The organism is Cryobacterium sp. 10S3, assembly GCF_034344045.1.
Taxonomy (GTDB): Bacteria; Actinomycetota; Actinomycetes; order Actinomycetales; family Microbacteriaceae; genus Cryobacterium; species Cryobacterium glucosi.
Map to the genome: position 1 here is coordinate 1,628,636 of NZ_CP133773.1, position 25,820 is coordinate 1,654,455.

General features: G+C 69.0%; 25 protein-coding genes. 13 read left to right on the forward strand and 12 right to left on the reverse strand.

Features of this window, described 5'->3' with window-relative positions:
• Window positions 1-2: 2 nt before the first annotated feature.
• Window positions 3-365 (reverse strand): hypothetical protein, encoded by a 363-nt coding sequence (locus tag RHM57_RS07580; protein ID WP_134446583.1) that lies wholly within the window; start codon window positions 363-365, stop codon window positions 3-5.
• Window positions 366-558: 193 nt separating this feature from the next.
• Here RHM57_RS07580 and RHM57_RS07585 point away from each other — a divergent pair, with 193 nt between their 5' ends.
• From RHM57_RS07585 to RHM57_RS07595, 3 genes are all read left to right on the forward strand, one after another.
• Window positions 559-2,529: an amino acid transporter gene (locus tag RHM57_RS07585; RefSeq protein WP_416173106.1), complete on the forward strand. Its 1,971-nt coding sequence runs from the start codon at window positions 559-561 to the stop codon at window positions 2,527-2,529.
• Between the two features lie 57 nt (window positions 2,530-2,586).
• Window positions 2,587-3,453: a DUF4097 family beta strand repeat-containing protein gene (locus RHM57_RS07590; protein ID WP_166787272.1), complete on the forward strand. Its 867-nt coding sequence runs from the start codon at window positions 2,587-2,589 to the stop codon at window positions 3,451-3,453.
• An 83-nt stretch (window positions 3,454-3,536) separates the two neighbouring features.
• A complete protein-coding gene (locus RHM57_RS07595; RefSeq protein WP_134446585.1) occupies window positions 3,537-4,412 on the forward strand; it encodes a hypothetical protein in 876 nt (291 codons plus the stop codon).
• Window positions 4,413-4,436: 24 nt separating this feature from the next.
• Here RHM57_RS07595 and RHM57_RS07600 read toward each other — a convergent pair whose 3' ends face one another.
• On the reverse strand, window positions 4,437-5,399 hold the full coding sequence (locus tag RHM57_RS07600) for a J domain-containing protein (RefSeq protein ID WP_134446586.1): 963 nt from the start codon (window positions 5,397-5,399) through the stop codon (window positions 4,437-4,439).
• 154 nt (window positions 5,400-5,553) lie between these two features.
• On the opposite strand from RHM57_RS07600, the gene RHM57_RS07605 reads away from it, so the two are divergent.
• Window positions 5,554-6,204 (forward strand): DUF1345 domain-containing protein, encoded by a 651-nt coding sequence (locus RHM57_RS07605; protein ID WP_134446587.1) that lies wholly within the window; start codon window positions 5,554-5,556, stop codon window positions 6,202-6,204.
• 33 nt (window positions 6,205-6,237) lie between these two features.
• Here the strand turns inward: RHM57_RS07605 and RHM57_RS07610 are convergent, their stop codons facing one another.
• Genes RHM57_RS07610 through RHM57_RS07620 form a run of 3 tightly spaced genes read right to left on the reverse strand, consistent with a single transcriptional unit; the run spans window position 6,238 to window position 8,009 of the window.
• A complete protein-coding gene (locus RHM57_RS07610) occupies window positions 6,238-7,083 on the reverse strand; it encodes an SMP-30/gluconolactonase/LRE family protein (protein WP_322189687.1) in 846 nt (281 codons plus the stop codon).
• A gap of 8 nt (window positions 7,084-7,091) precedes the next feature.
• A complete protein-coding gene (locus tag RHM57_RS07615; RefSeq protein WP_166787273.1) occupies window positions 7,092-7,256 on the reverse strand; it encodes a hypothetical protein in 165 nt (54 codons plus the stop codon).
• A 54-nt stretch (window positions 7,257-7,310) separates the two neighbouring features.
• Complete coding sequence (locus RHM57_RS07620; protein ID WP_134446589.1) at window positions 7,311-8,009, reverse strand: SOS response-associated peptidase; 699 nt, start codon at window positions 8,007-8,009, stop codon at window positions 7,311-7,313.
• Between the two features lie 110 nt (window positions 8,010-8,119).
• Here RHM57_RS07620 and RHM57_RS07625 point away from each other — a divergent pair, with 110 nt between their 5' ends.
• From RHM57_RS07625 to RHM57_RS07645, 5 genes are all read left to right on the forward strand, one after another.
• Window positions 8,120-8,830, forward strand: coding sequence for a hypothetical protein (locus RHM57_RS07625; protein WP_322189688.1), 711 nt, complete (start codon window positions 8,120-8,122; stop codon window positions 8,828-8,830).
• Between the two features lie 2 nt (window positions 8,831-8,832).
• Window positions 8,833-10,470 carry a DNA polymerase Y family protein gene (locus RHM57_RS07630; protein ID WP_322189689.1) on the forward strand — a complete coding sequence of 546 codons (1,638 nt, stop codon included), beginning with the start codon at window positions 8,833-8,835 and terminating at the stop codon, window positions 10,468-10,470.
• Window positions 10,471-10,545: 75 nt separating this feature from the next.
• A complete protein-coding gene (locus RHM57_RS07635) occupies window positions 10,546-13,956 on the forward strand; it encodes an error-prone DNA polymerase (protein ID WP_322189690.1) in 3,411 nt (1,136 codons plus the stop codon).
• A 44-nt stretch (window positions 13,957-14,000) separates the two neighbouring features.
• A complete protein-coding gene (locus RHM57_RS07640) occupies window positions 14,001-14,837 on the forward strand; it encodes a DUF3097 domain-containing protein (RefSeq protein ID WP_134560153.1) in 837 nt (278 codons plus the stop codon).
• Window positions 14,838-15,093: 256 nt separating this feature from the next.
• Entirely contained in the window at window positions 15,094-15,297 is a 204-nt protein-coding gene (locus RHM57_RS07645; protein ID WP_035840308.1) for a cold-shock protein, read from the forward strand.
• A 133-nt stretch (window positions 15,298-15,430) separates the two neighbouring features.
• On the opposite strand, the gene RHM57_RS07650 is transcribed toward RHM57_RS07645, so the two are convergent.
• Complete coding sequence (locus tag RHM57_RS07650; RefSeq protein ID WP_322189692.1) at window positions 15,431-16,018, reverse strand: TMEM175 family protein; 588 nt, start codon at window positions 16,016-16,018, stop codon at window positions 15,431-15,433.
• 119 nt (window positions 16,019-16,137) lie between these two features.
• Here RHM57_RS07650 and RHM57_RS07655 point away from each other — a divergent pair, with 119 nt between their 5' ends.
• Window positions 16,138-16,647 (forward strand): SixA phosphatase family protein, encoded by a 510-nt coding sequence (locus RHM57_RS07655; protein ID WP_134446594.1) that lies wholly within the window; start codon window positions 16,138-16,140, stop codon window positions 16,645-16,647.
• A gap of 15 nt (window positions 16,648-16,662) precedes the next feature.
• Here the strand turns inward: RHM57_RS07655 and RHM57_RS07660 are convergent, their stop codons facing one another.
• Together RHM57_RS07660 and RHM57_RS07665 are read right to left on the reverse strand one after the other, a co-directional pair.
• Entirely contained in the window at window positions 16,663-17,142 is a 480-nt protein-coding gene (locus RHM57_RS07660) for an Lrp/AsnC family transcriptional regulator (RefSeq protein WP_134446595.1), read from the reverse strand.
• A 110-nt stretch (window positions 17,143-17,252) separates the two neighbouring features.
• On the reverse strand, window positions 17,253-19,070 hold the full coding sequence (locus tag RHM57_RS07665; RefSeq protein ID WP_134446596.1) for a DEAD/DEAH box helicase: 1,818 nt from the start codon (window positions 19,068-19,070) through the stop codon (window positions 17,253-17,255).
• Window positions 19,071-19,128: 58 nt separating this feature from the next.
• Between RHM57_RS07665 and RHM57_RS07670 the strand changes: the two genes are divergently transcribed.
• Window positions 19,129-19,917, forward strand: coding sequence for an SGNH/GDSL hydrolase family protein (locus RHM57_RS07670; protein WP_134446597.1), 789 nt, complete (start codon window positions 19,129-19,131; stop codon window positions 19,915-19,917).
• A 27-nt stretch (window positions 19,918-19,944) separates the two neighbouring features.
• Here RHM57_RS07670 and RHM57_RS07675 read toward each other — a convergent pair whose 3' ends face one another.
• Together RHM57_RS07675 and RHM57_RS07680 are read right to left on the reverse strand one after the other, a co-directional pair.
• Window positions 19,945-21,180: a D-alanyl-D-alanine carboxypeptidase gene (locus tag RHM57_RS07675; RefSeq protein ID WP_322189693.1), complete on the reverse strand. Its 1,236-nt coding sequence runs from the start codon at window positions 21,178-21,180 to the stop codon at window positions 19,945-19,947.
• Between the two features lie 63 nt (window positions 21,181-21,243).
• Window positions 21,244-22,044 (reverse strand): TrmH family RNA methyltransferase, encoded by an 801-nt coding sequence (locus RHM57_RS07680; RefSeq protein ID WP_134446599.1) that lies wholly within the window; start codon window positions 22,042-22,044, stop codon window positions 21,244-21,246.
• Window positions 22,045-22,184: 140 nt separating this feature from the next.
• Between RHM57_RS07680 and RHM57_RS07685 the strand changes: the two genes are divergently transcribed.
• Both RHM57_RS07685 and RHM57_RS07690 read left to right on the forward strand, forming a co-directional pair.
• On the forward strand, window positions 22,185-23,036 hold the full coding sequence (locus RHM57_RS07685; RefSeq protein WP_322189694.1) for a Sir2 family NAD-dependent protein deacetylase: 852 nt from the start codon (window positions 22,185-22,187) through the stop codon (window positions 23,034-23,036).
• A gap of 76 nt (window positions 23,037-23,112) precedes the next feature.
• Window positions 23,113-23,769, forward strand: a complete 657-nt coding sequence (locus RHM57_RS07690) for a histidine phosphatase family protein (protein ID WP_241975454.1) — start codon at window positions 23,113-23,115, stop codon at window positions 23,767-23,769.
• On the opposite strand, the gene RHM57_RS07695 is transcribed toward RHM57_RS07690, so the two are convergent.
• Window positions 23,757-24,842, reverse strand: coding sequence for a glycosyltransferase family 4 protein (locus RHM57_RS07695; protein WP_134560143.1), 1,086 nt, complete (start codon window positions 24,840-24,842; stop codon window positions 23,757-23,759). The two genes, RHM57_RS07690 and RHM57_RS07695, sit on opposite strands and share 13 nt — an antisense overlap.
• A 43-nt stretch (window positions 24,843-24,885) precedes the next feature.
• Complete coding sequence (locus tag RHM57_RS07700; protein WP_134560141.1) at window positions 24,886-25,785, reverse strand: alpha/beta fold hydrolase; 900 nt, start codon at window positions 25,783-25,785, stop codon at window positions 24,886-24,888.
• Between the last annotated feature and the right edge of the window lie 35 nt (window positions 25,786-25,820).

Below are 25,820 nucleotides of genomic sequence, written 5' to 3' on the forward strand. Positions count from 1 at the left end.
GGTCAGGGGGTCTCGTCGACGATTCCGATGAAGCGGGTGCCGACACCGTCGACCTCTGTACGGCTGAGACCGGCGGCAGGCTCCGGCAGTTCGTCTGCGCCATGGTCGTCACACGTGAGGTACGTGAAGGCCGGCCACCACTTCTTCGGGCGGGCCGCCTCCGAGAAACCGCAGACGTCGCAGCGGAGCTCGACCCAGACCGGTTTCTTGCCCGTGCGGTTGGCCCGCGACTGCACCAGCCAGTCCGGCGGGTTGTTCTCAATCTCGGCCAGTTCCGCTTCGGTCAGGCGCGAGGGAAGGTCGTGTCGCTGCGCCATCTCGAGCGGAATATCCAGTCGCAAGGCGGCCATTCGTCTCGTAATCATCGTGTTCAAGGATAATCGCCGCCGGCCGGGTCTGGTCCGCCGACATCACCCGGGACGGTACCCCGGACGACATCCCCGACACCACCGCGGTATCCGGCGTCAATTCGGTGCTGAGGAACGTGCCAGCAGGCCTTTCGTGCGCGTAGGCTGATCCCTGCACTACGCGACCTCCAGACCAGTAAGGGCCCCTCGTATGCCTCACTCCTCGACGGAGGCCGGCTCCACCGCGGTTCCCCGACCCGTCACCACCCGGCGGGACCGTCTTTCGCACTGGCTCCTTCAGGACAGTGAGCGCCCGCACCAGGGTCCGCACGCCCGCACAGCGGAGAAGACGCACAGCTGGTGGCGCGTCATGTGCCTCACCGGCGTCGACTACTTCTCCACGCTCGGCTACCAGCCGGCCATCGCCGCGCTCGCGGCCGGCCTGCTCTCCCCCTTTGCAACGATCGTCCTCGTCCTGCTGACCCTGCTCGGCGCGCTCCCCGTGTATCGCAGGGTCGCCCGCGAGAGCTTCAACGGCTCCGGGTCCATCCACATGCTCGAACACCTCCTGCCCTGGTGGGCGGGCAAGCTCTTCGTCCTGGCCCTGCTCGGCTTTGCGGCCACCGACTTCATGATCACGATCACCCTCTCCGCGGCGGATGCCACGGCACACGCCATCGAGAATCCCTTCGCCCCCGAATGGTTCCACGGCAACGAGATCGGCATCACCCTCGCCCTGATCTCGCTCCTCGCGATCGTGTTCCTCAAGGGTTTCAAGGAAGCGATCGGCATCGCCGTCGTGCTCGTCGGCATCTACCTCGCGCTCAACCTCGTGGTCGTGTTCGTCTCCCTGGCGCAGATCGCGAGCCGGCCGGTGATGATCACCGACTGGTGGAGCGCGCTCAACGCCCAGCACGGTGATCCGCTGATCATGGTCGGGATCGCCCTCATCGTCTTCCCGAAGCTCGCCCTCGGCCTCTCCGGCTTCGAGACCGGCGTCGCCGTGATGCCGCAGATCACCGGCGACCCGACGGACACACCCGAGCATCCCGCAGGGCGCATCCGCGGCGCCGGCCGCCTGCTGACGACGGCCGCCGTGATCATGAGCGGCTTCCTGATCCTGACGAGCTTCATGACGACGTTCCTGATCCCCCAGGCCGAATTCCAGCCGGGCGGGCAGGCCAATGGGCGCGCGCTCGCGTACCTCGCACACGAGTTCCTCGGCCCGGTGTTCGGAACCGTGTACGACGTCAGCACGATCTGCATCCTCTGGTTCGCCGGGGCGTCCGCCATGGCCGGACTCCTCAACCTCGTGCCCCGGTACCTGCCGCGCTACGGCATGGCACCGCAGTGGGCTCGCGCCGTGCGGCCGCTCGTTCTCGTCTTCACCGCGATCGCGTTCATCATCACCGTCGTCTTCCAGGCCAGCGTCGACGCCCAGGGCGGCGCATACGCGACAGGCGTTCTCGTGCTGATCACGTCGGCGTCCGCCGCTGTGACCCTATCCGCCCGCAGGCAGGGCCAGCGCAAGCGGACGATCGGCTTCGGAGCCATTTCCCTCGTCTTCGCGTACACGACCGTCCTCAACGTCATCGAACGCCCGGACGGCCTGCGCATCGCCGGGCTGTTCATCGCCGGGATCCTGCTCATCTCGCTGATCTCCCGGGTACGCCGGTCCTTCCAGCTTCGGGCGACATCCGTGGCCCTCGACGAGAGGGCCCTCGCTTTCGTGAAAGCGGATGCCGCCGACGGCGCAGTCCGGGTCATCGCGAACGAACCGGACGACGGCAGCGAACACGAGTACCGGCACAAGGACCGCGACGAGCGCCGGTACTCGCACATTCCCCGCGACTCGCAGACCATCTTCCTCGAGGTGCACGGCACCGACTCCTCCGAGTTCGAGGAGGACCTCCTCGTTCGCGGCGTCGTCAAGCACGGCTACCGGGTCCTCGAGGTCTACAGCGGCAACATCCCCAACACCCTGGCTTCCGTGCTCCTCGAAATTCGCGACGTGACCGGCATCGTCCCCACGATCTACTTCGAGTGGACAGAGGGCAGCCCGATCTCCAACATGGCCAGGTTCCTGTTCTTCGGAAACGGCGAGGTCGCCCCGGTGACCCGCGAGGTGCTCCGCGTCGCCGAGCGCGACGTCAAGCGACGTCCGGCGGTGCACGTCAGCTGACCGCTGCCCAGGCCTCGCTCCGTACCGGGAGGGCAGGACACGGGTATGGTCTGCTGCATGAACGCGAGCGCAATGCCGCCGGAACGTCCACCGGTCCAGCCCCGAACGCCGGTGCCACCCCAGCCGGCCGTGCCCCCGCAGCCGGATCGGCGCCGCGGAGGGCGGGCAGGCCTCATCGTCGCCGTCGTTGTGCTCGGCGTCGTCATCCTGGCCGGGGCCGCACTGCTCATCCTTCTTCTGACCGGCGGCGCGGTCGGCACGCCCGTCCATCTCGCAGCGGATGCCGAGGCCGGGTCGAGCGTGGCTGTCCGGGTTCCGAACTCCGCCATCCGCTTCGAACCCAGCCCCGATTCGCAGGTGCACGTGCGGGCAGACGGCAGTTCGCTCGGCGCCACGCCGACGCTGGCGATCACAACGGCGAACGGCGTGACCGAGGTCACCGGCGGGTGCCCGAGCCAGTGGCTCGGCTTCTGCTCCCTGAACATGACGGTGGCCCTCCCTGCTGCACTCTCCCTCACCGCGGACGGGGTGAACGGGCAGATCGAGGCGTCGGCACTCACCGGCGCGCTGAGGCTGACGACCACGAACGGAGCCGTCGAGACGACGGGTACGCTCGGCCGGGTGGAGGTCCACACCACCAACGGCGCGATCAGGGTGCGCGATGCCGGTTCCCGCCGCGTGGTCGCCACGACCACGAACGGAGCCGTCGAGGTCGATTTCCGGGATGCCCCTGAGGCCGTCGAGGCCCGCAGCACCAACGGTTCGATCACGGTGCGCATGCCGGCAGCCGGACTCTCCTACCTCGTCGACGCGCGGACGACGAACGGGAACGTCGACACAGGCTCCGTCCCGAGCGATCCCTCCGCACGGCGCACGATCATCGCCCAGACCACCAACGGTGATGTGCGCGTCACGACCGGCTGACGCCCGTCGACGGGCGGCCTCGCACCGGGCGGGCCGTGCACCGGGCGGGCCATGCACCGAGCGGCCCATGAAACAATGGAGCCATGCCAGACAGCCTCCCTCCCCTCGGCCTCCTCCTCGACGTCGACGGGCCGATCGCCAGTCCGGTCACCCGAACGATCCGGCGCGACAGCATCATCGCCGACCTGATCACGCTCGCGGCCGCGAACGTGCCGATCGCCTTCATCACCGGCCGGTCGGCGCTCTTCATTCGCGAGCAGGTCATTACGCCCCTCCTCGCGGCCGGCCTCCCGGAGACCATGCGCATGTACGGTGTCTGCGAGAAGGGCGCCGTCTGGTTCCCGATCACCGCAGCGGGAATGGGCGACGTTGTCGTCGACCCGAGCGTCGCACTGCCTGCGGCCGCCGTCGACGCGATCCGTTCGCTCGTGCACGACCGTTTCGCCGACACCATGTTCTTCGATGAGACCAAGCAGGCCATGGTCTCGGTCGAACAACGCACGGATGCCGCAGACTCCGACTACGCGGCGGCCGCTGCCGACTTCAACGAGGCCTCATTCGCGATCCTCACGGGCCTCGGGCTCGGGGTCCGCTTCGGTGACCGGGTCTCCCCGGACGCGTCGGGTGCTGTGCCGTTCCGGATCGATCCCACGATCATCTCGACGGACATCGAATCCGTCACCCTCGACAAAGACCACGGCGCCGAACGCGCCCTCGCCTTCTTCGCCGAGACCGGCCCGCTCCCCCGGGTGTGGCGCTCCGTCGGCGACTCACGCAGCGACTACCTGATGGCCGACCACCTGCACACCGCCGGGTACGAGGTCGCCCACGTGGATGTGCGCCCGTCCGACGGGGTCCTCGAGCGACCGTACCCCGTGATCATCGAGGGTGACCTGATCCACGACGCCGCCGGCGCGAACTTCCTGGCCTACTGGGTCGACACACTCGGCCTGCGCTAGACCCGGGTCGAGTGGCGCAGGCCGCTAGTCGGTGACGAAGCGGATGCCGTCCTGCAGGCGGCTGCGCAGGTCGAACACCTTCTCGAAGCTGCCCCGATCCATCCCCGGCAGCCCCTCGCGCAACAGGCCGACGAGCCGCGACCGCGGAATGATGACGACCGTGGGACGCCGGCCGCGGCCGGGTACCGCAAGCGGGTCGGACAGGGCGTCGTCGGGGAGCACGACGACGAGGGCGGTGAAGCGCACGCCAAGGGCGCGCGAGAGCGCCCGCGCGGCATCCTCGAATTCATGAACGGGACGGTCCTCCGGCCGGAGGGTCTCCGCGAGGAGCTCGCCGCGCCGGAGTTCGACGGAGGCGCCCCAGTCCTCGGAGAGGATTGCGAACAGCCCGGCGGGGCCGAGGACGACATGGTCGATCGGGTCGGGGTGGGAGCCCGCGAGCACGTCGTGCCAGGCCGTGTAGCCGATGCCGAGCAGGGACACGAGGTGTGCCGTCGATTCCTGGGCGAGGGCGCGGGCCAGGCAGTGCCGGATCTCGCGGGGCGCGGAGCGGACGAGCTGGGGCGCGTACGGATCGTCGATGACGGTCCCGCGGCCGACCCACTCGCGCAGGAGCTCGAGGTACCGTTGCCGGGCGTGGCCCCCCGGGTGTCCGTACATCCGCGCACGCGGACCTGTCGCCGCCGACGAAGCGCGCGCCGAGCCTGCGGACGAACCGGAACCGGACGAACCGGAGGCGGAGCCGGTGTGCACGGTCCCGTGCTCGTTGTCCGGGTACCGGCGCCTGTCGTAATCGGCCCGGCTCTCGGGATTGCCGATCCGTTCCCACGCCACCTGGACGGCCTGGAAGTCGGCGGCGCGACCCCCGACATCCGGGTGGGTGAGACGCAGCCTCTTGCGGTAGGCGCGTCGCAATTCCTCGCTGGTCGCCTCAGGGCTCACGCCCAGCACCTCATAGGGTGATGCCGCCGCCGGGCTCTCTGACATCCTCGCGGTCTCTTTCGTTCGATCGTGTGCGGCAAGCCGCCGTCCGGGGTCTGACCTGTGTCAGACGTTCTCTTCACCTTATCGACCGTTTCTGTCATCTCGCCCCACCCGAGCCGCTCACGGGATCCTGACGGATCTGTGGGACGATCGGCCCATGAAGACCTGGGAACGCCTGACGGTGCGTCGCTCGAGCACCCGCCTGATCGTGATGGCCGTGATCGGCCTTGCCGCCGGGGTGGTGGCGTCGATCGGGGGCGACTGGGTGCTCGCCCCGATCGTGGGCTGGGCAGCGGCCTGCGTGACGTTCATCGCCTGGGTCTGGATCGTGATCGGGCCGATGGACGCCGCGACGACCGCGACGCATGCGACCCGTGAGGACCCGTCCCGGGGCGTGTCCGACCTGCTCGTGCTCCTGATCAGCCTCGCGAGCCTCGGCGCGCTCGGCCTTCTGCTCGTCGAAACGCATTCCACGACGGGAGCAGCGCAGGTCGTGCTGGCCCTGTTGTCCGTGCTGAGCGTCGTGCTGTCCTGGACGCTTCTGCACACCTTGTTCACCCTCCGCTATGCCCGGCTCTACTACGAGGGGGCGGATGGCGGGATCGAATTCAACCAGACAGCGCCGCCGAGCTACGGGGACTTCGCCTATCTCGCATTCACCCTCGGCATGACGTTCCAGGTGTCGGACACCAACCTGAAGACACACATCATCCGGATGACGGCGCTGCGCCACGGCCTGCTGTCCTACCTCTTCGGATCCGTGATCCTTGCGACGATGATCAACCTCGTCGCCGGGCTGCTGCACTGAGCCCGGCTTCGGGTCAGGCGCTGGGCCGGACGTTCAGCCGGCGAACGCGCGCACGGGCAGGCCGGTGACCCCGGCATCCACCCGGAACAACGATCCGGCGAGTGCCTCTTCCCCGTCGTCGAGGCCTTCCCGTGACGTCGTGATGAAAAGCTCGTCCAGGTTCGGTCCGCCGAAGGTGCACGCGGTGACGCGGCTTGCGGCGACCTCGACGACCTCGTCCAGGCGGCCATCCTGCCTGTAGCGATGCACGGCGCTCCCGCCGTAGAGTGCCACCCAGACCCCGCCGTCGCTGTCGACGGTGAGACCGTCGGGAAAGCCGGACTCCGCCGGGATCTCGACAAAACTGCGCAGGCCCGTCAGGCCCGTCTCTGCACTGTAGTCGAACACCGCGACCCGGCCCGTCGCGGTGTCGTTGTAGTAGGCGAGGGAGCCGTCCGGGCTCCAGTCCAGCCCGTTGGAGATGGTGAGGCCGGTCAGGACGACCTCGACCGAGCCGTCCGGGTCGAGGCGGCGGAGGGAACCGGCGCCCGGGTACTGGTCGAACGCCATCGAACCGCAGTAGAACCGGCCGTCCGGGTCGCAGCCGCCCTCGTTGAGTCTCAGGAGCGGATCGCTCCAGAGCTCCCCGAGTTCGGTGATCGTCCCTTCGGCATCCTCGAGGGCGAAACCGCGCTGCAGGGCCAGGACGGCGCCGCCCGCGCGGCGCGGCCGCACGGTCACGACCATGCTGCCGACGTGCCTGCGATGCACGGTGTCACCGTCCAGCGAGAGGATGTCTCCCGCGAACATGTCGAGCCAGCGCAGGCCGCCCCAGGACGGGGACCATACGGGGCCCTCACCGTGGAAGGCGAGGGGATCGGTACGCTGTTCGGCCTGCACGGGGTTGCTCAGTCGCGCAGGATCTGGACGGGAATCGCCACGGCGAGGGCCACGCAGAGGATCCCGCCGAAGAAGATGGGCAACTGGCCCGCGGTGACCGTGAAGGCGAACCCGAAGAGCCACAGTCCGAAGACGAACACGGCCATCGCGACGATGAAGGCGACAATTTTCATAGGGGTCCTTTCGACACCGGCCCGGCCGTTCCGTGCCATGACGAGCGTAGCCGCTCAGGCGACCGGTTCGATGAGTTCGGGCCCGTCGCCGATGAGGGGCGCAACCTCGTGGAACCGCAAACCCTCCACGGATTCCGCGGAGGCGGCCACGGCCGCGTCCACGAACTCCTGGTCGCCGACCGTGTGCGGGTCGAGCCACTGGTCCCAGGTCTCCTCCGGGAGCACGACGGGCATCCGCTCGTGAAGGCCCCGGAGACGGCCACTCGACTCCTGGGTGAGGATTGTGGCGCTCAGCACCCATCGCGCCGGGTCGTCTTCCGTGAGGGCAGGGTTGCGCCACCACGCGTAGAGACCGGCGAGGGCCAGGGGCAGCCCATCGTCCGAGTGCACGAAGTACGGGGTCTTGACGGTGCCTTCGGTGTGCCATTCGTAGTAACCGGTGGCGGGCACGAGAGCACGCCGCGATGCGAGGGAGGGCTGGAAGGTGGGCTTCTCCCCCACCGTCTCCGACCGGGCGTTGAACGTCGGGAACTTCGACACGAGCGCCGACGCGAAGGACGGAACGAGCGACCAGCGCGCAGACTCGATCCTGCGCACGACGGCGCCTGATTTCGCCGACTCGAGCACGATCGGAATCCGCTCGGTTGGCTTGATGTTCCACGACGGTTCCGGGAGGTCCTCGCCCTCATGCTCGACGTCGAACATCGCGGCGAGGTCCGGCGCCGTGTCCGTGATGATGAATCGACCACACATGGTCTCAGGCTAGCGCGGCCCACCGACAACCCTCTCCCCGGGCATCGGCCGTGCATCCGCCCGCCCCGCATCGTCTTGACTTAATCGAATGTCTGTTCGAATATGGTGGGGTGTCCAGTTTCCCCGTCCCCCGCAGCGGACCCGACCCGCGAGAACTCGCGGCCGGGTTGCAGGCGCGCATCCGCGGGATGGAATCCACTCGGGCGGGACTCGAAAGCCGCCAGGCGGCAACGGGATTCGCCGGCCTCCTGCCGGGCGGCGCGCTCAGGCCCGGGTCGGTCTACACCGTGGACGGCTCCGTCTCCCTCATTCTCGCGCTCCTCGCCGGGCCGTCCCAGGCCGGGTCCTGGTGCGGGATCATCGGGTTGCCCGACCTCGGCCCCGAAGCGGCGACGAGCCTCGGCATCGACCTCACGCGCCTCGTCCTGGTCCCTGCGCCGGGCGACCAGTGGCTCACCCTCACGGCGGCCCTCGCGGACGTTCTCCCCGTCGTCGCGGTGCGACCGACGCGGCGGGTCTCGGAGGCGGAGGCCTCCCGGCTCGCCGCCCGGCTCCGGCAACGCGGGTGCACACTCCTCGTCGCCGGCGATTGGCCGCAGGCCGAGGCGAGGCTCTCCGTGCGCTCAAGCACCTGGACCGGGCTCGGCGACGGTCACGGTCACCTCACGGGACGCGAGGTGACCGTCGCGGCGTCCGCGCGCTCCGGCGCACCCCGCACCGCACGGATGTCGCTCGCCGGCGGCCCGGCGGAGGCAGAGTCCGTCGACCCGCCCCGCCTCGGTATCCCCTTCGGCGCGCACCGGTACAGCGAGGCGGTCTGACAATGACAGCACTCACCGGTACGACAGTGGGGCACCCGCACGGACCCGAGCGCACCCTGGTGCTCTGGTGCCCCGACTGGCCCGTGACGGCGGCCAGGGTGCGCGCCGGGCTCCCGGAGGACGTGCCCCTCGCGCTCGTCGACCGCGGCATCGTATTTGCCTGCTCGCCGGCGGCCCGCACGACGGGCGTGCGGAGAGGACTCGCCGCCCGCGAGGCCCAGTTCCGCTGCCCGGAGCTCGTCGTGCTCGGCTACGACCGCGTACTCGACGACCGGGCCTTCGAACCCGTCATCGAGCGGCTCGAGGACACGACACCCGGCGTGCAGGTCCTGCGTCCCGGACTCTGCGCCATCCGCTCCCGCGGGCCTGCCCGTTTCTACGGCAGCGAAGAGGCGGCCGCGGACGCCCTCGTCGCGTGCGTCGCGGGGCTCGGGATCCCCGGCGCCCGGGTCGGCATCGCGGACGGCGCCTTCGCCGCGGAACAGGTCGCCAGGGACCAGGCCCCCACCCCGGTCAGGGTGGTTCTCCCCGGGGGGTCAGCGGCCTTTCTCGCCGTCCGCCCGGTCACGACCCTCGTCGACGCCGGGCTCATCGACAGGGACCTCGCGACCCTGCTGCGCCGCCTGGGCGTGCACACGCTGAGGGACTTCGCGGCGCTCCCCGCCGACCGGGTGCGGCACCGGTTCGGAGCGGCAGCGGCCCGCGCCCACCGGATCGCAGGGGCGGCGGACGATGGCCGAGTCGTTCCCCGGGTCCCTCCCCGCCACCGGGAGGTGGCCTTCGACTGGGAACCTCCCCTCGACAGGGTCGACCAGGTCACCTTCGCCATCCGGGCGGGACTCGACGCCTTCGTCGGCGACCTCGCCGCCTCGCGCCTGGTCTGCACCGAAGTCACGATCGAGGTGTGCACCGAGGCCGCGGCGGGGGCAGGAGCCGTGCACACGCGTTCGTGGCGGCATCCGCGTTGGTTCACCGGCGCGGACATCGCCGACCGGGTGCGGTGGCAACTGCAGGGGGCCGGCCCCGGTGCGAGCGAGCTCGAAGCCGCCATCACCCGGGTGCGGATCATCCCCGAACGCGTGGACTCGACAGCCGATCACGAGCAGGGTCTCTGGGACTCCGGGCCAGACGAGCGGATCCACCACGCGCTCACCCGGGTCCAGGGCCTGCTCGGGCACGACGGGGTGCTCACCGCAATCAGTGCGGGCGGCCGGCTACTCAGGGACCGCCGGGTGCTCGTTCCCTGGGGCGACGCCGTCCCCGTCGTCCCCGCCCAGCCGGCCTCGGCACGCGAACGCACGGCCACGGCGCCCTGGCCTGGCAGCCTCCCCGGGCTCTCCCCCGCGACCGTTTTCCTGGAATCGCCGTCGGTCCTGCTCCACGCCACGGACGGCGCTGCCGTCGGCGTCGACGAGCGGGGCATCCTCTCCGGGACTCCTGCCGCCTTCTCTCAAACCGGGCGAACCGACGACCTGTCCCCTGTCACGGCCTGGGCCGGACCCTGGCCGCTCGTCGAACGCTGGTGGGATCCCGCCAGGGCGCACCACGGCCATCGCCTCCAGCTCGTGGACGGATCGGGCGCGGCCTGGCTGCTCCTGCTCGAGTCCGCCCGCTGGGTTGCGGAGGCCCGGTATGACTGACGACGGAACCACTGGGAACGGTATGGCTGAGAACGGTATGGCTGACAACGGTATGACTCAGAACGGAACCGACTGATGGGCTGGAGCAATCCCCCGATCCCGTGGTCCGAACTCGAGCGCGCCCTCTCCGACCGGCGCCGCCCCGGCGGTCCGCCCGCGGGAGCCGACGGCGGCGACAGCCCGGCGTGGTCGGGCAGGCGCAGGCCATACCGCCCGGCGGAGCCCGCCGTTCCGGCCGGCTCAACCACGCGGGCTGCCCTCGTGCCGTACGCCGAATTGCACGCGCACTCCAACTTCAGCTTCCTCGACGGCGCGAGTTCGCCGGAGGCCCTGCTCGAGGAGGCCTCGAGGCTCGGACTCTCCGCTCTCGCCCTGGCCGACCATGACGGGCTCTACGGCGCCGTGCGCCTCGCCGAGACGGCCGAGAGCTTTCCCAACCTGGCCACCATCTTCGGAGCAGAGCTGTCCCTCGGCCTCGGCGAGCCGCAGGCCGGCGTTCCCGACCCGGTCGGCTCCCACCTGCTCGTTCTCGCCCGCGGCCAGGCCGGCTACCATCGGCTCGCCGCCGCCCTCACGAGCGCCCATCTCGCGGGAGGCGAGAAGGGCCGTCCGGTCTACGACATCGAGGATCTCGCAGCCCAGGCCGACGGCACCTGGGCCGTGCTGACCGGATGCCGCAAGGGCGCCGTGCGCCGGGCTCTCGTCACAGGGGGGCCTGCTGCTGCGGCGAGGGAACTGGCCGGACTCGTGCGCCTCTTCGGCAGGGACAACGTCTTCGTGGAACTGTACGACCACGGCTACCCCGCGGACAGCGCCGGCAACGACGCCCTCGCGGGCCTCGCCGCTGACGCGGGCCTGCCGGTGCTCGCCACGAACGCCGTGCATTACGCAACGCCGGCAGGTTCCCGGCTCGCCTCCGCGCTCGCCGCCGTGCGCGCCCGGCGCAGCCTCGACCAGATGGACGGCTGGCTCCCCGGCTCCGACGGAGCGCACCTGCGCGGCGGCGCCGAAATGGCCGCCCGGTTCGCGCGCTATCCCGGCGCGGTCGCGAACACCGTTCCGCTCGCCGCCGAACTCGCCTTCTCGCTACGCCGGGCGCGCCCCCGCCTTCCCCGCCAGGATGTCCCTGCGGGGCACACACCGATGACCTGGTTGCGGTCCCTGGTCACGGACGGCGTCGCCGAGAAGTACCCGGGAGCTTCTCCGTCGGTGCTCGAGCGCATCGAGAAGGAACTCGCGGTCATCGAGGCCAAGGACTTCCCCGGCTACTTCCTGATCGTGCACGACATCGTCCGGTTCGCGCGCAGCCGCGGCATCCTCTGTCAGGGCCGCGGCTCTGCGGCGAACTCGGCCGTCTGCTTCGTGCTCGGCATCACCGCGGTCGACTCCATCTTCTACCGGCTCCCCTTCGAACGCTTCCTGTCGAGCCTTCGCGACGAGGAGCCGGACATCGACGTCGACTTCGACTCCGACCGGCGCGAGGAGGTCATCCAGTACGTCTACAGCCGTTACGGCAGGCTCAACGCGGCCCAGGTAGCGAACGTCATCACCTACCGGCCGAAGGTCGCCGTGCGCGACATGTCCAAGGCGCTCGGCTTCAGCACGGGCCAGCAGGACGCCTGGTCCAAGCAGGTCGAGCGCTGGAGCGAATCCGCCTCGAGTCCGGAACACGACATCCCCCCGCTCGTGACCGACCTCGCCGAGCAGCTGCTCGGCTCCCCCAGGCACCTCGGCATCCACTCCGGCGGCATGGTCCTGACCGACCGCCCCGTCGGCGAGGTCTGCCCGATCGAGCCGGCCAGGATGGACAACCGGACAGTGCTGCAGTGGGACAAGGACGACTGCGCCTGGATGGGCCTGGTGAAGTTCGACCTGCTCGGACTCGGCATGCTCGCGGCCATCCAGTACACCTTCGACCTCACCGCAGAACACCTCGGCGAGACCTGGACCCTCGCGACCATCCCCCGCGAGGAAGCCGGCGTCTACGACCAGCTCTGCCGGGCGGACTCCGTCGGAGTCTTCCAGGTCGAGAGCCGCGCCCAGATGGGCACCCTGCCCCGCCTCCAGCCGCGCCGCTTCTACGACCTCGTCGTCGAGATCGCCCTGATCCGGCCGGGGCCCATCCAGGGCGGCGCCGTGCATCCCTACATCCGGCGCAAGCTCGGCCAGGAACCGGTGACGTACCTGCACCCGAAACTCGAGCCCGTGCTCGAACGCACACTCGGCATCCCGCTCTTCCAGGAGCAACTCATGCAGATGGCCATGGCCGTCGGCGGGTGCTCCGGCGAGGACGCCGACCTGCTCCGTCGCGCGATGGGATCCAAGCGCGGCATCGAGAAGATCTCCACCCTCCGCGACCGGCTCTACGCCGGGATGGCGTCGAACGGCATCACCGGGGACGTGGCCGACACGATCTACGCCAAGATCGAGGCCTTCGCCAACTTCGGCTTCGCGGAGAGCCACTCGATCAGCTTCGCCCTGCTCGTGTACGCGAGCGCCTGGTTGCGCCTGCACTACCCCGGCGCCTTCCTGGCCGCCCTCCTCCGCGCCCAGCCGATGGGCTTCTACTCTCCGCAGTCGCTCGTCGCGGACGCCCGCCGCCACGGCGTCACCGTGCTCCGTCCGGACATCCTCCGATCGGGCGCCGACGCGGGCCTCGAAACCACCGACGGTCCCCCGACAGTTCGCCGTTCGGTGTGCCTGTGCCCAGAGCAGCCTCCGGTGCCTCCCTTCGACCGAGCTGTTCCGCCGGACTGGGCAGACCACCGCAGGGACGGCGACTTCGCGGTGCGCCTCGGCCTGGCCGAGGTCTCCGGCATCGGCGGCGACCTGGCGGGCCGCATCGTCGCAGAGCGCGGCCTCAACGGGCCGTACCTGTCGATGGCGGATGCCGCGGGGCGGGTCGGCCTGAACACGGAACAGCTCGAGGCGCTCGCCGCCGCCGGTGCTTTCTCCGGTCTCGGGCTCGAACCGCGGACCGCGCTGTGGACGGCCGGAGAGGCGGCGACCGAACGACCGAACCACCTCAGCGGAACCGCCGTCACCGTGCAGCCGCCTCTGCTCGACCTGCTCAGCCCCGTCGAACAGGTCGTCTATGATCTCTGGGCAACCGGCATCTCCCCGGACGACCATCCGATCAGCCACGCGCGCGCGGGCCTGGCCGCTCGCGGTGCCCTTCCGATCGACCGGCTTCCCGCCGCCGAGTCCGGACGCCGGATCCAGGTCGGCGGCGTCGTCACCCACCGGCAGCGCCCGTCGACCGCCGGCGGGGTGACCTTCCTCAATATCGAGGATGAAACCGGGACTCTCAACGTCATCGCCGGAATCGGCGTCTGGAACCGCTACCGAAGAATCGCGAGGGAATCGCCCGCGCTCGTGGTGCGCGGCATCCTGGAGCGTTCCCCGGAGGGCGTCACGAATCTCCTCGCCGACAAATTCGAAACCCTCACCCTCGCGGCGCCGACGACCTCCCGGGATTTCCGCTGAGAGAGCCGTCCCTCTCCCGTGGGTCTTCGGCTAACGTCGAACGGGTGAATGACGATCGATACGGACAGGACGCCCTGAGGCCGGGCTGGCGCGAGGTGGGACGGAAGGTCATCCCGACCCACGACGCCGTCCGCGACCTCGTCGTCGAAGAAGTCGCCACGGGGTTCTGCGGCGCCATCGTGCGCCTCGAGAAGCAGATCGTGACCCTCGAGGACCGGCACGGCGCGCTCCGGCTCTTTCCCCTCGGCTCAGCGTTCCTGATCGACGGGGAGCCCGTCCGACTCGTCGTGCCCGCCAGGGCGGCCCAGCAACGCGCCCGGACGGCATCCGGTTCCCTGGCCATGGCCGCGACCCGCGCGCGGGTCGCCCGCGGCAGCCGGATCTTCGTCGAGGGTCGGCACGACGCCGAACTCGTCGAGAAGGTCTGGGGCGCCGACCTCCGGATCGAGGGCGTCGTCGTCGAATACCTCGAGGGAGTCGACAACCTCGAGGAACTCCTCACCGAATTCAGCCCGGGACCAGGCAGGAAGGTCGGCGTGCTCGTCGACCACCTCGTACCAGGGTCCAAGGAGAGCCGGATCGCCGAGAACGTCGCTCGCGGCCCGCACGGGCGGAGCGTCCTCGTGGTCGGGCACCCCTACGTCGACGTCTGGCAGGCCGTCAAACCCGAGCGACTCGGGATGAAGGACTGGCCGACGATCCCCCGCACGGTCGAGTGGAAACACGGGATCTGCGAGCACCTGGGCTGGCCGCACGAGGACCAGGCCGACATCGCCAGGGCCTGGCAACGCATCCTGGGCCGGGTCCGGTCGTATGCCGACCTCGAGGCCGCATTCCTCGGCAGGGTCGAACAGCTCATCGACTTCGCGACCGTCGATTGACAGGTGGGCTGAATACCGCCCCTGTTCGGGCGAAATATTCATAAAACGTAACGGTTATGACTCGAATTCGCCCCAAATCCGGTTCTTACCGAGCGAAGTGGTCTAGTCTTGTCCCAGTAGTTGTAGTGCTTGCACGTCTTAAAACGCACGGACTTCGGTCCATGCGGCGTATTCCTTTCGGAAGCGGACGACGAATACCGCGACGAACGGCCCCGACAGTCGGGGTCGGTCTAACACTCCTGGAGGAGTTTCAAAAATGGCAACAGGTACCGTGAAATGGTTCAACGCTGAAAAGGGCTTCGGATTCATTGCTCCCGACGACGGAAGCGCCGACGTGTTCGCGCACTACTCCGCGATCGCTTCCAATGGCTACAAGTCCCTCGACGAGAACCAGAAGGTCGAGTTCGAGGTAACCCAGGGCCCCAAGGGTCCCCAGGCCGAGAACATCCGCGCCCTCTGATTCTGCTCAGTGCTGAATCAGCACACTGCTTGAACTGCGTCTGACCGAGGTCATTCGCCCAGAGAGCTCCAGTAATGCCCCCGCTTCGGCGGGGGCATTACTTCGTTAAGCCGAAGCTTTTCTCGCCGCCGCCCTAGTCTGCGCGGCCGTCTCCGACGAAACGCTCGACCCGCCGGTCCGGCACCAGCCAGATGAGTGCGGCGATCGCGAAAACGCCCATGGACACGAGCGGCTGCACCAGGGCGAGCAGAATCCCGGCCAGGTAGATGAAGGGCGAGCCCTTGCCCTTCCAGTCCCGTCCGAGGGCCCTGGCGAGGGCTCCGTCGGCGCCCTGGTAACGGATCAGGGTCCGCTGCAGGATGTAGAACGCCACGGCGGCCAGGAGCAGCGTGAACCCGTAGACCATGACCGGGACCTCGGCGAAGCCGGACTCGTCGCTCCACCTCGTAGCGAAGGGGAACAGGGAGAGCCAGAACAAGAGGTGCAGGTTCGCCCAGAGGATGCCGCCGTTCACGCCGGAGGCGAGGCGCAGCAAGTGGTGGTGGTTGTTCCAGTAGATCCCGATGTAGAGGAAACTCAGCAGGTAACTGAACAGCGTGGGCAGGATGGTCACGAGCCCCTGCCAGGTCGGTTCCTCCGGGACCCGGATCTCGAGCACCATGATCGTGATGATGATGGCGAGCACGCCATCGCTGAACGCTTCGAGCCTGTTCTTGGTCATGTGCCTCCGGTCCCTGTCGTCCGTTCAGGTGCGCTGAGGGCATCATCCCAGATTCCGTTCGCCCTGTCAGGAGCCGGATTTCGCACAACCTGTCCGGCCGTCGGTGGCAGACTCAGGGCATGAGTGAGCGCACCCTGATCCTGCTGCGGCACGCCAAGTCCGACTGGTCCGGCGAGGTCTCCGACCTCGAGCGCCCGCTCGCCGAACGGGGACTGCGCCAGGCGCCGCTCGCCGGAGCGTGGCTCGCCCGCAATATCGGGCACATCGATCTCGCGGTCGTCTCCCCCGCGCACCGCGCTCGCAGCACCTGGGAAATCGCCGAGGGTGAACTGACGGAATCGCCGCCGACCGTGGTCGACAGCCGCGGCTATGCGGCATCCGCCGACGAACTGCTCGACGTCGTCAGGGAGCTTCCCGACGAGGACCACACGGTCGTTCTCGTCGTGCACAATCCCGGGATCACCGGCCTCGCCGAACTCCTCACCGGAACGTGGATACCGATGCCGACCAGCACCCTCGCCGTGCTGGGCTTGGCCGGACCGTGGTCTGACGCCGGCAGGCGACCGGCCGAGATCCTGGCGACCGGGCGCCCGCCGGAAGACTTTCCGCACCGTCACCGCGCTCAGTGAGGGGACGGTCGTCGACTAGTTGACGAGGTCCTGCCAGCCGTCACCGTCGACGTACTCGAAGATGAGGTTGGTCTCGGTGTGCGCGACAGCAGGATGCTCGGCGAGATGTTCGAGCACGAAGTCACGCAGCGCGGACGCGTTCGCCGCCGCGACGTGCAGGAGGTAGTCGTCGGCCCCCGCGGTGTGGAAGAGACCGATGACGCCGGGCCAGTGCGGAGCGGCATTACGGAAGTCGTCGATCTGCACCCGGGCGTGTTTGACGAGCCGCACGGAAATGAGCGCCTGCAGGGAGGCTCCGAGGGCTGCGAGGTCGATGTTCGCCCGGTACCCGCGGATGTGGCCCAGCTGCTGCAGCCGGCGCAACCGGAGCGACACGGTTGACTCGGCGACACCGATCTCGGCAGCCAGTGCGGCGCCGGAGGCCCGCGCGTTGACCGAGAGGGCCTTCAGCAATGCCCGGTCGACCCTGTCGATTTCGGCTTTCTTCGGTTCCATCAGTCACACTCTTTCGTCCCTAAGAGCTTATGCGACGAATCATTCCTTGACGCAAGGGTCTGCGCCCGGACCGGGTAACGATCGAGGATCGATCGCGCGAGGCGGTGGCTTCAGCTGCGGCCGAGGCGGCGACGCAGCAAGTCGATCCGGTTCTGCAGCTGGGTCACGCTCGCCTGGGCAACTGCGGGTCCCCCGCAGACCCGCCGTAGTTCGGCGTGTACGATCCCGTGCGGCTCATTCGCGAGTTTCGACCACATGCCCACGAGACTCGCGAGCAAGGTCCGCTGTTCCTTGAGGGTGCGGTAAAGCGGCGGCGGTTCCTCGGGGGCGATCTCGCCCGTGACCGGGTTCTTTCGCCGGTCGGTCGACCGTTTGGCCTGGCGGGACTGCCGTTGCCGGAGCAGCTCAGAAACCTGTTCCGGCTCGAGGAGTCCGGGGATGCCGATGAAGTCGAATTCCTCGTCCGTTCCCGGTTCGGCGAGTTGGCCGAACTCGTCGCCGTCGAACATGACCATGTCGAAGGTCGCCTGGGAGTCGATCGCCTGCCAGGTGAACTCGTCCTCGCCGAGTCCGTCCGACCCCTTCTCATCCCGGTTCGCCGCGGCGACCATCGCATCTTCGGGGTTGTACATCCCGTCGTCGCCGTCGTCCCTGTTGCTCCGGTCGAGCGCGTGGTCGCGTTCGAGTTCGAGGGCGTTGGCGAGGCTCAGCAGGCTCGGCACGTTGGGCAGGAAGATCGAGGCCGTCTCGCCGCGCCGTCTGGCGCGCACGAAGCGGCCGATGGCCTGCGCGAAGAACAGGGGTGTCGATGCGCTCGTCGCGTAGACGCCGACGGCGAGCCGGGGAACGTCGACACCCTCTGACACCATCCGGACGGCGACCATCCAACGCCGGGTGTTCTTCGAGAACTCGTCGATCCGGTCGCTCGACTCCTTCTCGTCAGAAAGCACGACGGTCACCGGTTCCCCGGAGATCTCCTCGAGGATGGTGGCATACGCGCGTGCGGCTGACTGGTCCGTTGCGATGACGAGGCCGCCGGCGTCCGGGATGCCGTGCCGGACCTGGGTGAGGCGCGAGTCAGCGGCGCGCAGCACGGCGGGGATCCACTGCCCGGTCGGCTCGAGCGCCGTACGCCAGGCCTGGCTCGTGATGTCCTTGGTGTTGCCCTCGCCGAGTTTGGCTTCCATCTCGTCGCCGGCACGCGTGCGCCACTTCATGTGCCCGGCGTAGACCATGAACATGACCGGGCGCACGACGCCGTCGGCAAGGGCGCGACCGTAGCCGTAGTTGTAGTCACTCTGCGAGAGACGGATGCCGTGCTCGTCCGGCAGGTAGCTGACGAAGGGGATGGGCGAGGTGTCTGACCGGAACGGGGTCCCGGTCAGGGAGAGGCGGCGGGTCGCCGGTTCGAAGGCCTCCCGGATCGCATCGCCCCAGCTGAGGGCGTCGCCCCCGTGGTGCACCTCGTCGAGGATGACGAGGGTGCGGCTGGACTGGGTGAGCTCGCGGTGCAGGGCGGCCCGGCTGGCGACCTGAGCGTACGTGACGGCGACACCGTGGAAGTGGTTGCCGTAACGCCCGTCCGCGTTCTTGAACGAGGGGTCGAGGCGGATGCCCGCGCGAGCGGCGGCATCCGCCCACTGGCGCTTGAGGTGTTCGGTCGGGGCTACGACGGTGATGCGGTCGATCAGGTGCCGCGCACGAAGCTCGGAGGCGAGCCGCAGTGCGAACGTGGTCTTGCCTGCTCCCGGTGTCGCGGCGGCGAGGAAGTCACGGGGCTGGTGCACGAAATAGGCGGCCAGGGCCTCTTCCTGCCAGGCGCGCAGCTTGGTCGCGGTACCCCAGGCGGCCCGGCCGGGGAACGACGGGGACAGGTGTTCGGCTGCACTCGTTCCCTGGTTCGGTTCGAACGCTGCTGAGGTAGTCACTTCAATAGAACCTAGCAAGGTGAACCGACAGTTTCGTGCAAACGAGGAGAATGGACTGATGACAACGCCATTGCATCCCTGGTCGCGGTACGTAGCCGTCGGCGATTCCTTCACGGAGGGTGTCGGGGATCCCGAGCCCGCGTGCCCGGGAGGATTCCGCGGCTGGTCAGACCGCGTCGCCGAGGTACTCAGCCAGGGCTCGACGGACTTCGCGTATGCGAATCTCGCCGTGCGCGGCAAACTGATCCGGCAGGTCATGGACGAGCAGCTGGAGCAGGCCCTCGACGTGCATCCGGACCTGATCACCTTCTCGGCAGGCGGCAACGACGTGATCCGACCGGGGTCAGACCCCGACGAGATCGCCGCCCGGTGCGATGAGGCCGTGCGCCTGCTCAGCCGCGACGGAGCCACGATCGTGCTGTTCACGGGCGCCGATGTCGGGTTCGCCCCGGTCTTCCGCGGGATCCGCGGCAAGATCGCGATCTACAACGAGAACATCCGTGCCGTCGCTGCGCGCTACGACTGCGTCGTCGCCGACCTGTGGGCCCTCACCGAGATCCAGGACGCACGGATGTGGGCGCCCGACCGGCTGCACCTGAACGCCCTCGGACATCACACCGTCGCCCGGATGGTGCTTGACGTGCTCAACGTGCCCAACAGTCTCGAACCCTCCGAGCCCGAGCCGTTGCCCGCGCAGACCTGGCGCCAGGCGCGCAGCGAGGACATGGTCTGGGCGCGGGAGTATCTCGTGCCGTGGGTGCTGCGCCGCATCAGGCACCAGTCGTCCGGGGACCACGTGCTGCCCAAACGCCCGGAGGCCGGGCCGTTCCGCCAGGCCGTCAAGTAGCCCAGCTCTTCACACAGCGCAGAGGCGTCAGCGGGACGCGAGGAGTTCGCCAGGGTGCGTGAAGCGCCAGCCGGGTCCGGGATCGCTGAGTGTGCCGTCCAGCACCAGGGGCACACTGATCTTCTGGGTGCCGACCACGAAGTCGAGAGACCCGACGGCGTCTCCGTCCGAGCCGACCCCGACCGAACGGGCCGTTGCGACGCCCGTGACGGCCGTGTCAGACCAGACGAGGGCGGATACCTTCTCGGCGGCCACGACCGAACCGTTCTGCCCCCAGACGCTCGCGTACGCTCCATAGGACGCACCGGCTTCGGTCAGGGTGACCTCACGGAAGCCGGGTTTGACGCTCTCGATGAGCCGCCCGATGTCGGCGTCGAGGGTGTCGTGGGTGGTCCCGCCGAGCAGGACCCCGACGAGGGTCACGGTCGTGTCTCCGACGGTGAAGTCCGCGGAGAAGAGCAGGCACGCGCCGGCTTCGTCCGTCGTCCCGGTCTTGATGCCGTCGACACCGTGCTCGCCGAGCATCTCGTTGGTGTTGGTCACCGTCCCGATCGTCGGCAGCGTGGCCGTCTTCTCCGAGACGATCGAGGCGAGCGCCGGGTTCTTCAGCACGAGTTTGCCGATCTCGACGAGGTCGGCCGGCGTGCTGGCGCTCAGCGGCGAAATCCCGCTCGTGTCCGCGATCGTGGTCCCGGTCAGGCCATGGTCGGTGAGCCAGGCCCTGGCGACCTTCAGATACGCGTCGACAGAACCGAACGCCCAGTTCGCGAGGGTGATGCTGTAGTTGTTCGCGGAGGGCAGCAGCATGCCCTCGAGGGCCTGGCGCTGGCTCAGCACCATCCCGGACACGACGGGGGCGACCGAGCCGTCCTGGGCGAGCACGTCGTAGTAGATCTGCACATCGGCGTCGGTGAACTTCACGTCGGGACCGGCCTCGGTGGCCGCGAGCGGCTTCGCCTCGAGCAGCACGAGGGAGGTGACCATCTTGGTGATGCTCGCGATCGGCACGGCGGCCTGGCTGCCGTTGGAGCCGAGCACCCCGTCGTAGCCCACGGCGCCGATCGCGCCCTCCCCGATTCCCGGCCATTTCATTGCCGTCGCCGGCTGGGTGAGCGCGGCAGGCTGCGTGAGCGTCGCCGCCGACGCTGGAAGTGCTGCGGCACTCGTTGTCGCGAAGTAGCCCCCGAGGAGGATCACGACGAGCAGGCCCCCGAGGACCGCGAATCGGCGACGCAGGATGGTGGAACGACTCGCGGAAGGCATCCGCTCACTTTACCGATCCACGGATAGGGAAACGCTGGACACCGCGGCGCGGCGCAGTCCCGGTCAGCGCAGCGCGTACAGTGCGACCGCGCTCGCGGATGCGACGTTGAGCGAGTCGACGCCGTGCAGCATCGGGATCGTGACGACCGTGTCCGCGACAGAGAGCGCCTGCCTGCTGAGCCCGTCGCCCTCGGCGCCGAGCACGATCGCGAGCCGCTCCGGCGGGTCGATCGCGAAGTCGTCGAGGCTCACCGCGTTGTCCGCGAGGGCGAGTGCTGCGAGGTGGAAGCCGGCTTCGTGCAGCAGAGGAACGGCTTCGTCCCACTCGGGGAGCCGGGTCCAGGGCACCTGAAGCACCGTGCCCATGCTCACGCGCACGCTGCGCCGGTAGAGCGGGTCGGCGCAGCGCGGGGTGATCAGAACGGCGTCGGCGCCGAGTCCGGCGACCGAGCGGAAGATAGCGCCGACGTTGGTGTGGTCGACGATGTCCTCGAGGATCACGATCCGGCGGGCGCCCCTGACCAGATCGGACACCGGCGCGAGCACGGGTCGGTGCATCGCGGCGAGTGCCCCCCTGTGCAGGTTGTACCCGGTCAGTTCTTCGAGCACGGATGCCGCGCCGACGTAGATCGGCACGTCCGGCCAGTCGGCGAGCAGTTCGAGGGCGTCGGGCAGCCACTGCTCCTGCAGGAGCACCGAGCGGGGGCGATGTCCGGCCTCGAGGGCGCGCGCGATGACCTTGGTCGACTCGGCGATGTACAGGCCGCCCGCCGGTTCGGACTTCCGCCGGAGTGCGACATCCGTGAGCTGGGAGTAGTCGGCAAGACCGGGAAGGTCGAGGGAGTCGATGTGGATGATCTGCACGGTGATTTGCCTTTCGAAGGAGAACACGTCCAGACTGCCAGTTGTCTCACCCGGTCACGTACTCGAGGTCACGTACCCGAGTTCTGTAACAAGGACGAAAACTGGCCAGCTTAGACTCGGAGTGGACAGGACGGAGCGTTATGACCACCGAGACGATTCCCGTCGCGGGCGAGGTTTCGGCCGACACCCTTGACACGGTCGCCGAACTCCTGCGCGGAAAGCGTGCTGCGGTGCTGACCGGCGCCGGGCTCAGCACGGATTCGGGCATCCCCGACTATCGGGGGAAGGGCGCGCCGGTCCGCACCCCGATGAACTATCAGACCTTCATCGACGACCCCAGGGCCCGGGTCAGGTACTGGGCGGGCAGCCACCTCGGCTGGCGTCGGTTCCGCGCAGCTGAGCCGAACCTCGGGCACCGTTCGCTCGTCGCCCTCGAGGCCCATGGTGTCATCTCCGGCGTGATCACCCAGAACGTCGACGGGCTGCACACCAGGGCCGGTTCCCGCTACGTCGTCGACCTGCATGGCTCGATGGATCTCGTCGTCTGCCTCGGCTGCGGCCAGGCCTTCGACAGGGAGAGCATCGCGGCCCGCCTCGAAGCCGACAACCCGTCCCTGCGGCGGCCGGACTCCACCCGTCTCGCACCGGACGGTGACGCCGACGTCACCGACCTCACGGGCTTCGTCATCCCCGCGTGCACGGTCTGCGGCGGGATGCTCAAGCCCAACGTGGTCTTCTTCGGCGAGCTCGTGCCGACGGTCAAGTTCGTCGAGGCCACCGCCCTCGTCGCCGGGGCCCAGGCGCTCATCGTCGCCGGATCGTCTCTCGCGGTGAATTCGGGCATCCGCCTGCTCGAACAGGCCCGCCGGCGCAAACTGCCGATTATCGTCATCAATCGGGGCGTGACCAAGGGAGACGCGCGCGCACTGGTTAAGCTGGAAGCCGGCACCTCCGAGGTGCTGGCCGGGCTCGCCGAACGCCTCACGGGGTAGAGGAGGTCCTGGTCGCCAGACGGGACAGCGCCAGACAGGACAGCGCAGACAGGGGCCACGCGAGACCATGCACCGGTTGCAGACCAGGCTTTCGATCGTCCGACACGGCCAGACCGACTGGAACCTCGCCACCCGGATCCAGGGCCGCACCGACATCCCACTGAACTCGACGGGACGGGCCCAGGCCGCCGAGACCGGCCTGCGGCTCCTCAAGCGCAGCCGCGCGGGGTTGGCGCCCAGCCTCGACGGCGGCCTGACCGAGAGCTCCGCCGCCTGGGAGAAGATCGTCTCGAGCCCGCTCGACCGGGCCGCGGAAACCGCCCGCATCATCGCGGGGGAACTCGGCCTGCCGCGGCCGGAGATCATCGACGACCTCACCGAGCGTCACCACGGCCACATCGAGGGCCTCACGTTCGCAGAACGGCAGCGCCAGTTCCCGAACGGGATGCCGGTGCCCGGCCTCGAGTCGCGCCAACAGGTCCTCGACAGGGTGCTTCCGGCCCTCGGCCGCGTGGCCGAGGAGTTCCCGGGTGACGCGGTACTCGTGGTCTGCCACGGCGGCGTGATCGGAACCCTGATCCGCTACCTGACCGCCGGCGTGCGCCCGCACCCCGACGAGATCATCGCCAACGGATCCGTCCACGACTTCCTCTGGACCGACGGCCGGCTCGAGCTCGAGCACTTCGACGCGACGATCCGCGGTTTAGCGGAGAACACGCACTACTCGGGCTGAGCGGTCTCCCGGATCGCGCGGAGCAGGATCTGCGCGGAGTCCGCCCAGTTGTACCGGGCGGCCTGGTCGATGGCGAGCCCTGAGCGCTTCGCCCACTCCCCCGGTTCGTCGAGCTGGTGCACGGCAGCCGCGAGCCCCCCGGCGTCGCGCGGTTCGAAGTAGAGCGCGGCCTCACCGCCGATCTCCCGGAAGATCGGAATGTCGCTCACGACGACCGGGATCCCGAGGCTCATCGCTTCGACGAGGGGGATCCCGAAGCCCTCGTCGAGGGACGCGGTCACCAGGGCCGTCGCCGAATCGAGCAGGGACACGTACTCCGCGTCGGAGACGCCGTCGTGGAAAACGATCCGCGCTCCGGGGGCGAGCCCCTGCAGGCGGGCCTTCTCCGTGTCACCGATCCGGCTGAGCAGGTGCAGGTCATGGCCGGAAAGGTCAGCGAGGGCGCGCACGAGCGTGTCGACGTTCTTGTACGGCATGAACGAGCCCATGTAGACGAGGCTGCCCGTTGCCGGCCCGGTGCGACGCACGCCCGTCCCTGCACCTGCCGCCTCGCCGAGGGCACCGGCGGCGTTGGGGACGACCGTGATGGGCTTGCGGGTGAGGCGGTGCTTCAGCATGAGTGCCCGTGTCGTCTCGGAGACCGTGACGACGCCGTCAGCGCGGTTCAGCAGCATCCGCTGGGGCCACCAGGACAGGTGGTAGAACCGCCAGAGCAGCCGGATGAAGGCGGGCAGGTCGCGCGGGGGTGTGCGGTTGCGATAGTAGATCAGGTCGTGGACGGTGAGCAGCAGTCTGTAGTTGCGGCCCCAAGAACCCATGGTCTGCATCGGGCTGAAGACGACGTCGGGGTGCAGCCGGTTGACGCGGAGGCCGACGAGGGGCTCGCGGATGCTCGTGGGCGCGTTCACGAGCTGCCACGGGAGCGCGGGGAGCATCGCGAGTTGCCTGTGGTCGCTGATGAGCATCGTCACGGCGTGCAGCCGGCTCAGCTCGGTGACGAGTTCGGAGGTGTAGCGGCTGATGCCGTCGTGCCGGTCGAACCGGGTGTAGCGGCAGTCGAAAACGATCCTCATGCTGTCAGCTCGATCCTGCTTGGGCCGATCATGCCGGGGCCGATCATGCCGACGCCGCCTCGTCGAGGAAGCGGCGCAGCTGTTCTGCCGCTTCGGCGGGAACTTCGTAGTGGATGAGGTGCCCGACGTTGGGGATGACATAGAGACGGGCGTCCGGGAACAGCGCGCGCAGCCGGTACTGGGCCTCGACGGGGGTGATGTCGTCCTTGTCCGCCGCGATCAGCAGGGTGCGTTGCGGAATGCGCGCGGCGAATTCACTCACGTCGCTTCCGACGGACGCGCGGAAGGCTTCGAGCACGACCCGGCGATCGGAGAAGGCGGAGAAATACCGGTCGTGCTGGTTGTGGATCCAGCGGCGCAGGGCGGGGTCACGGGTCTTGGCCATCGCGATGCTCATCACCCGCACGATGACGCGGTTGCGGAGCAGGGCGAAGCCGAGCCGCTCCGGTAGGGCGGCCGCTGACCAGTAGTAGAACACCGCGAGGCGGGTGAGGATTCCGCGGGGACCGGACAGGGCCGGCGCCGCGATCGGGTTGACGAGCACGACGACATCCGCGGGCAGTCCGCCCGCGACGGCGGAGGCCACGATGATCGAGCCGAACGAGTGCCCGAGGATCACGGTGCGCCCGGTCGGGGCGACCGCCGAGACGAAGCCCCTGAGCCACTCCGAGTAGCCGGGCACGTCGTGTCCCAGGGTCGTGAGCGCCGCCGATTCGCCGAAGCCGGGCAGGTCTGGCGAGAGGATGCGATACCCCGCGAGCTGGGCGACGACGGGCTCGAGGCCGTGGTGGTCGCCGCGGAAGCCGTGCACCATCACGATCGTCGTCGTCGCTGCGGGATCCCCGTACTCCCAGTAGCGGGTGTCGGTCCCGAGCACCGGGACGGTGTGAACGCTCACCGGGATCCGGGCGAGCTGGGCGTCGTATGGCGAAGGAACAATCATCCCCTCCAGTTTACGCAGGACGCGCGCGACGGAGC

Coding starts and splice junctions, on each gene's coding strand:
- RHM57_RS07650 (WP_322189692.1), bottom strand. CDS start 16,018: ATGACCAAGAACAGGCTCGAAGCGTTCAGCGATGGCGTGCTCGCCATC.
- RHM57_RS07590 (WP_166787272.1), top strand. CDS start 2,587: ATGAACGCGAGCGCAATGCCGCCGGAACGTCCACCGGTCCAGCCCCGA.
- RHM57_RS07615 (WP_166787273.1), bottom strand. CDS start 7,256: ATGAAAATTGTCGCCTTCATCGTCGCGATGGCCGTGTTCGTCTTCGGA.
- RHM57_RS07675 (WP_322189693.1), bottom strand. CDS start 21,180: ATGCCTTCCGCGAGTCGTTCCACCATCCTGCGTCGCCGATTCGCGGTC.
- RHM57_RS07630 (WP_322189689.1), top strand. CDS start 8,833: ATGACAGCACTCACCGGTACGACAGTGGGGCACCCGCACGGACCCGAG.
- RHM57_RS07670 (WP_134446597.1), top strand. CDS start 19,129: ATGACAACGCCATTGCATCCCTGGTCGCGGTACGTAGCCGTCGGCGAT.
- RHM57_RS07605 (WP_134446587.1), top strand. CDS start 5,554: ATGAAGACCTGGGAACGCCTGACGGTGCGTCGCTCGAGCACCCGCCTG.
- RHM57_RS07620 (WP_134446589.1), bottom strand. CDS start 8,009: ATGTGTGGTCGATTCATCATCACGGACACGGCGCCGGACCTCGCCGCG.
- RHM57_RS07660 (WP_134446595.1), bottom strand. CDS start 17,142: ATGGAACCGAAGAAAGCCGAAATCGACAGGGTCGACCGGGCATTGCTG.
- RHM57_RS07700 (WP_134560141.1), bottom strand. CDS start 25,785: ATGATTGTTCCTTCGCCATACGACGCCCAGCTCGCCCGGATCCCGGTG.
- RHM57_RS07580 (WP_134446583.1), bottom strand. CDS start 365: ATGATTACGAGACGAATGGCCGCCTTGCGACTGGATATTCCGCTCGAG.
- RHM57_RS07685 (WP_322189694.1), top strand. CDS start 22,185: ATGACCACCGAGACGATTCCCGTCGCGGGCGAGGTTTCGGCCGACACC.
- RHM57_RS07635 (WP_322189690.1), top strand. CDS start 10,546: ATGGGCTGGAGCAATCCCCCGATCCCGTGGTCCGAACTCGAGCGCGCC.
- RHM57_RS07655 (WP_134446594.1), top strand. CDS start 16,138: ATGAGTGAGCGCACCCTGATCCTGCTGCGGCACGCCAAGTCCGACTGG.
- RHM57_RS07600 (WP_134446586.1), bottom strand. CDS start 5,399: ATGTCAGAGAGCCCGGCGGCGGCATCACCCTATGAGGTGCTGGGCGTG.
- RHM57_RS07695 (WP_134560143.1), bottom strand. CDS start 24,842: ATGAGGATCGTTTTCGACTGCCGCTACACCCGGTTCGACCGGCACGAC.
- RHM57_RS07645 (WP_035840308.1), top strand. CDS start 15,094: ATGGCAACAGGTACCGTGAAATGGTTCAACGCTGAAAAGGGCTTCGGA.
- RHM57_RS07585 (WP_416173106.1), top strand. CDS start 559: ATGCCTCACTCCTCGACGGAGGCCGGCTCCACCGCGGTTCCCCGACCC.
- RHM57_RS07595 (WP_134446585.1), top strand. CDS start 3,537: ATGCCAGACAGCCTCCCTCCCCTCGGCCTCCTCCTCGACGTCGACGGG.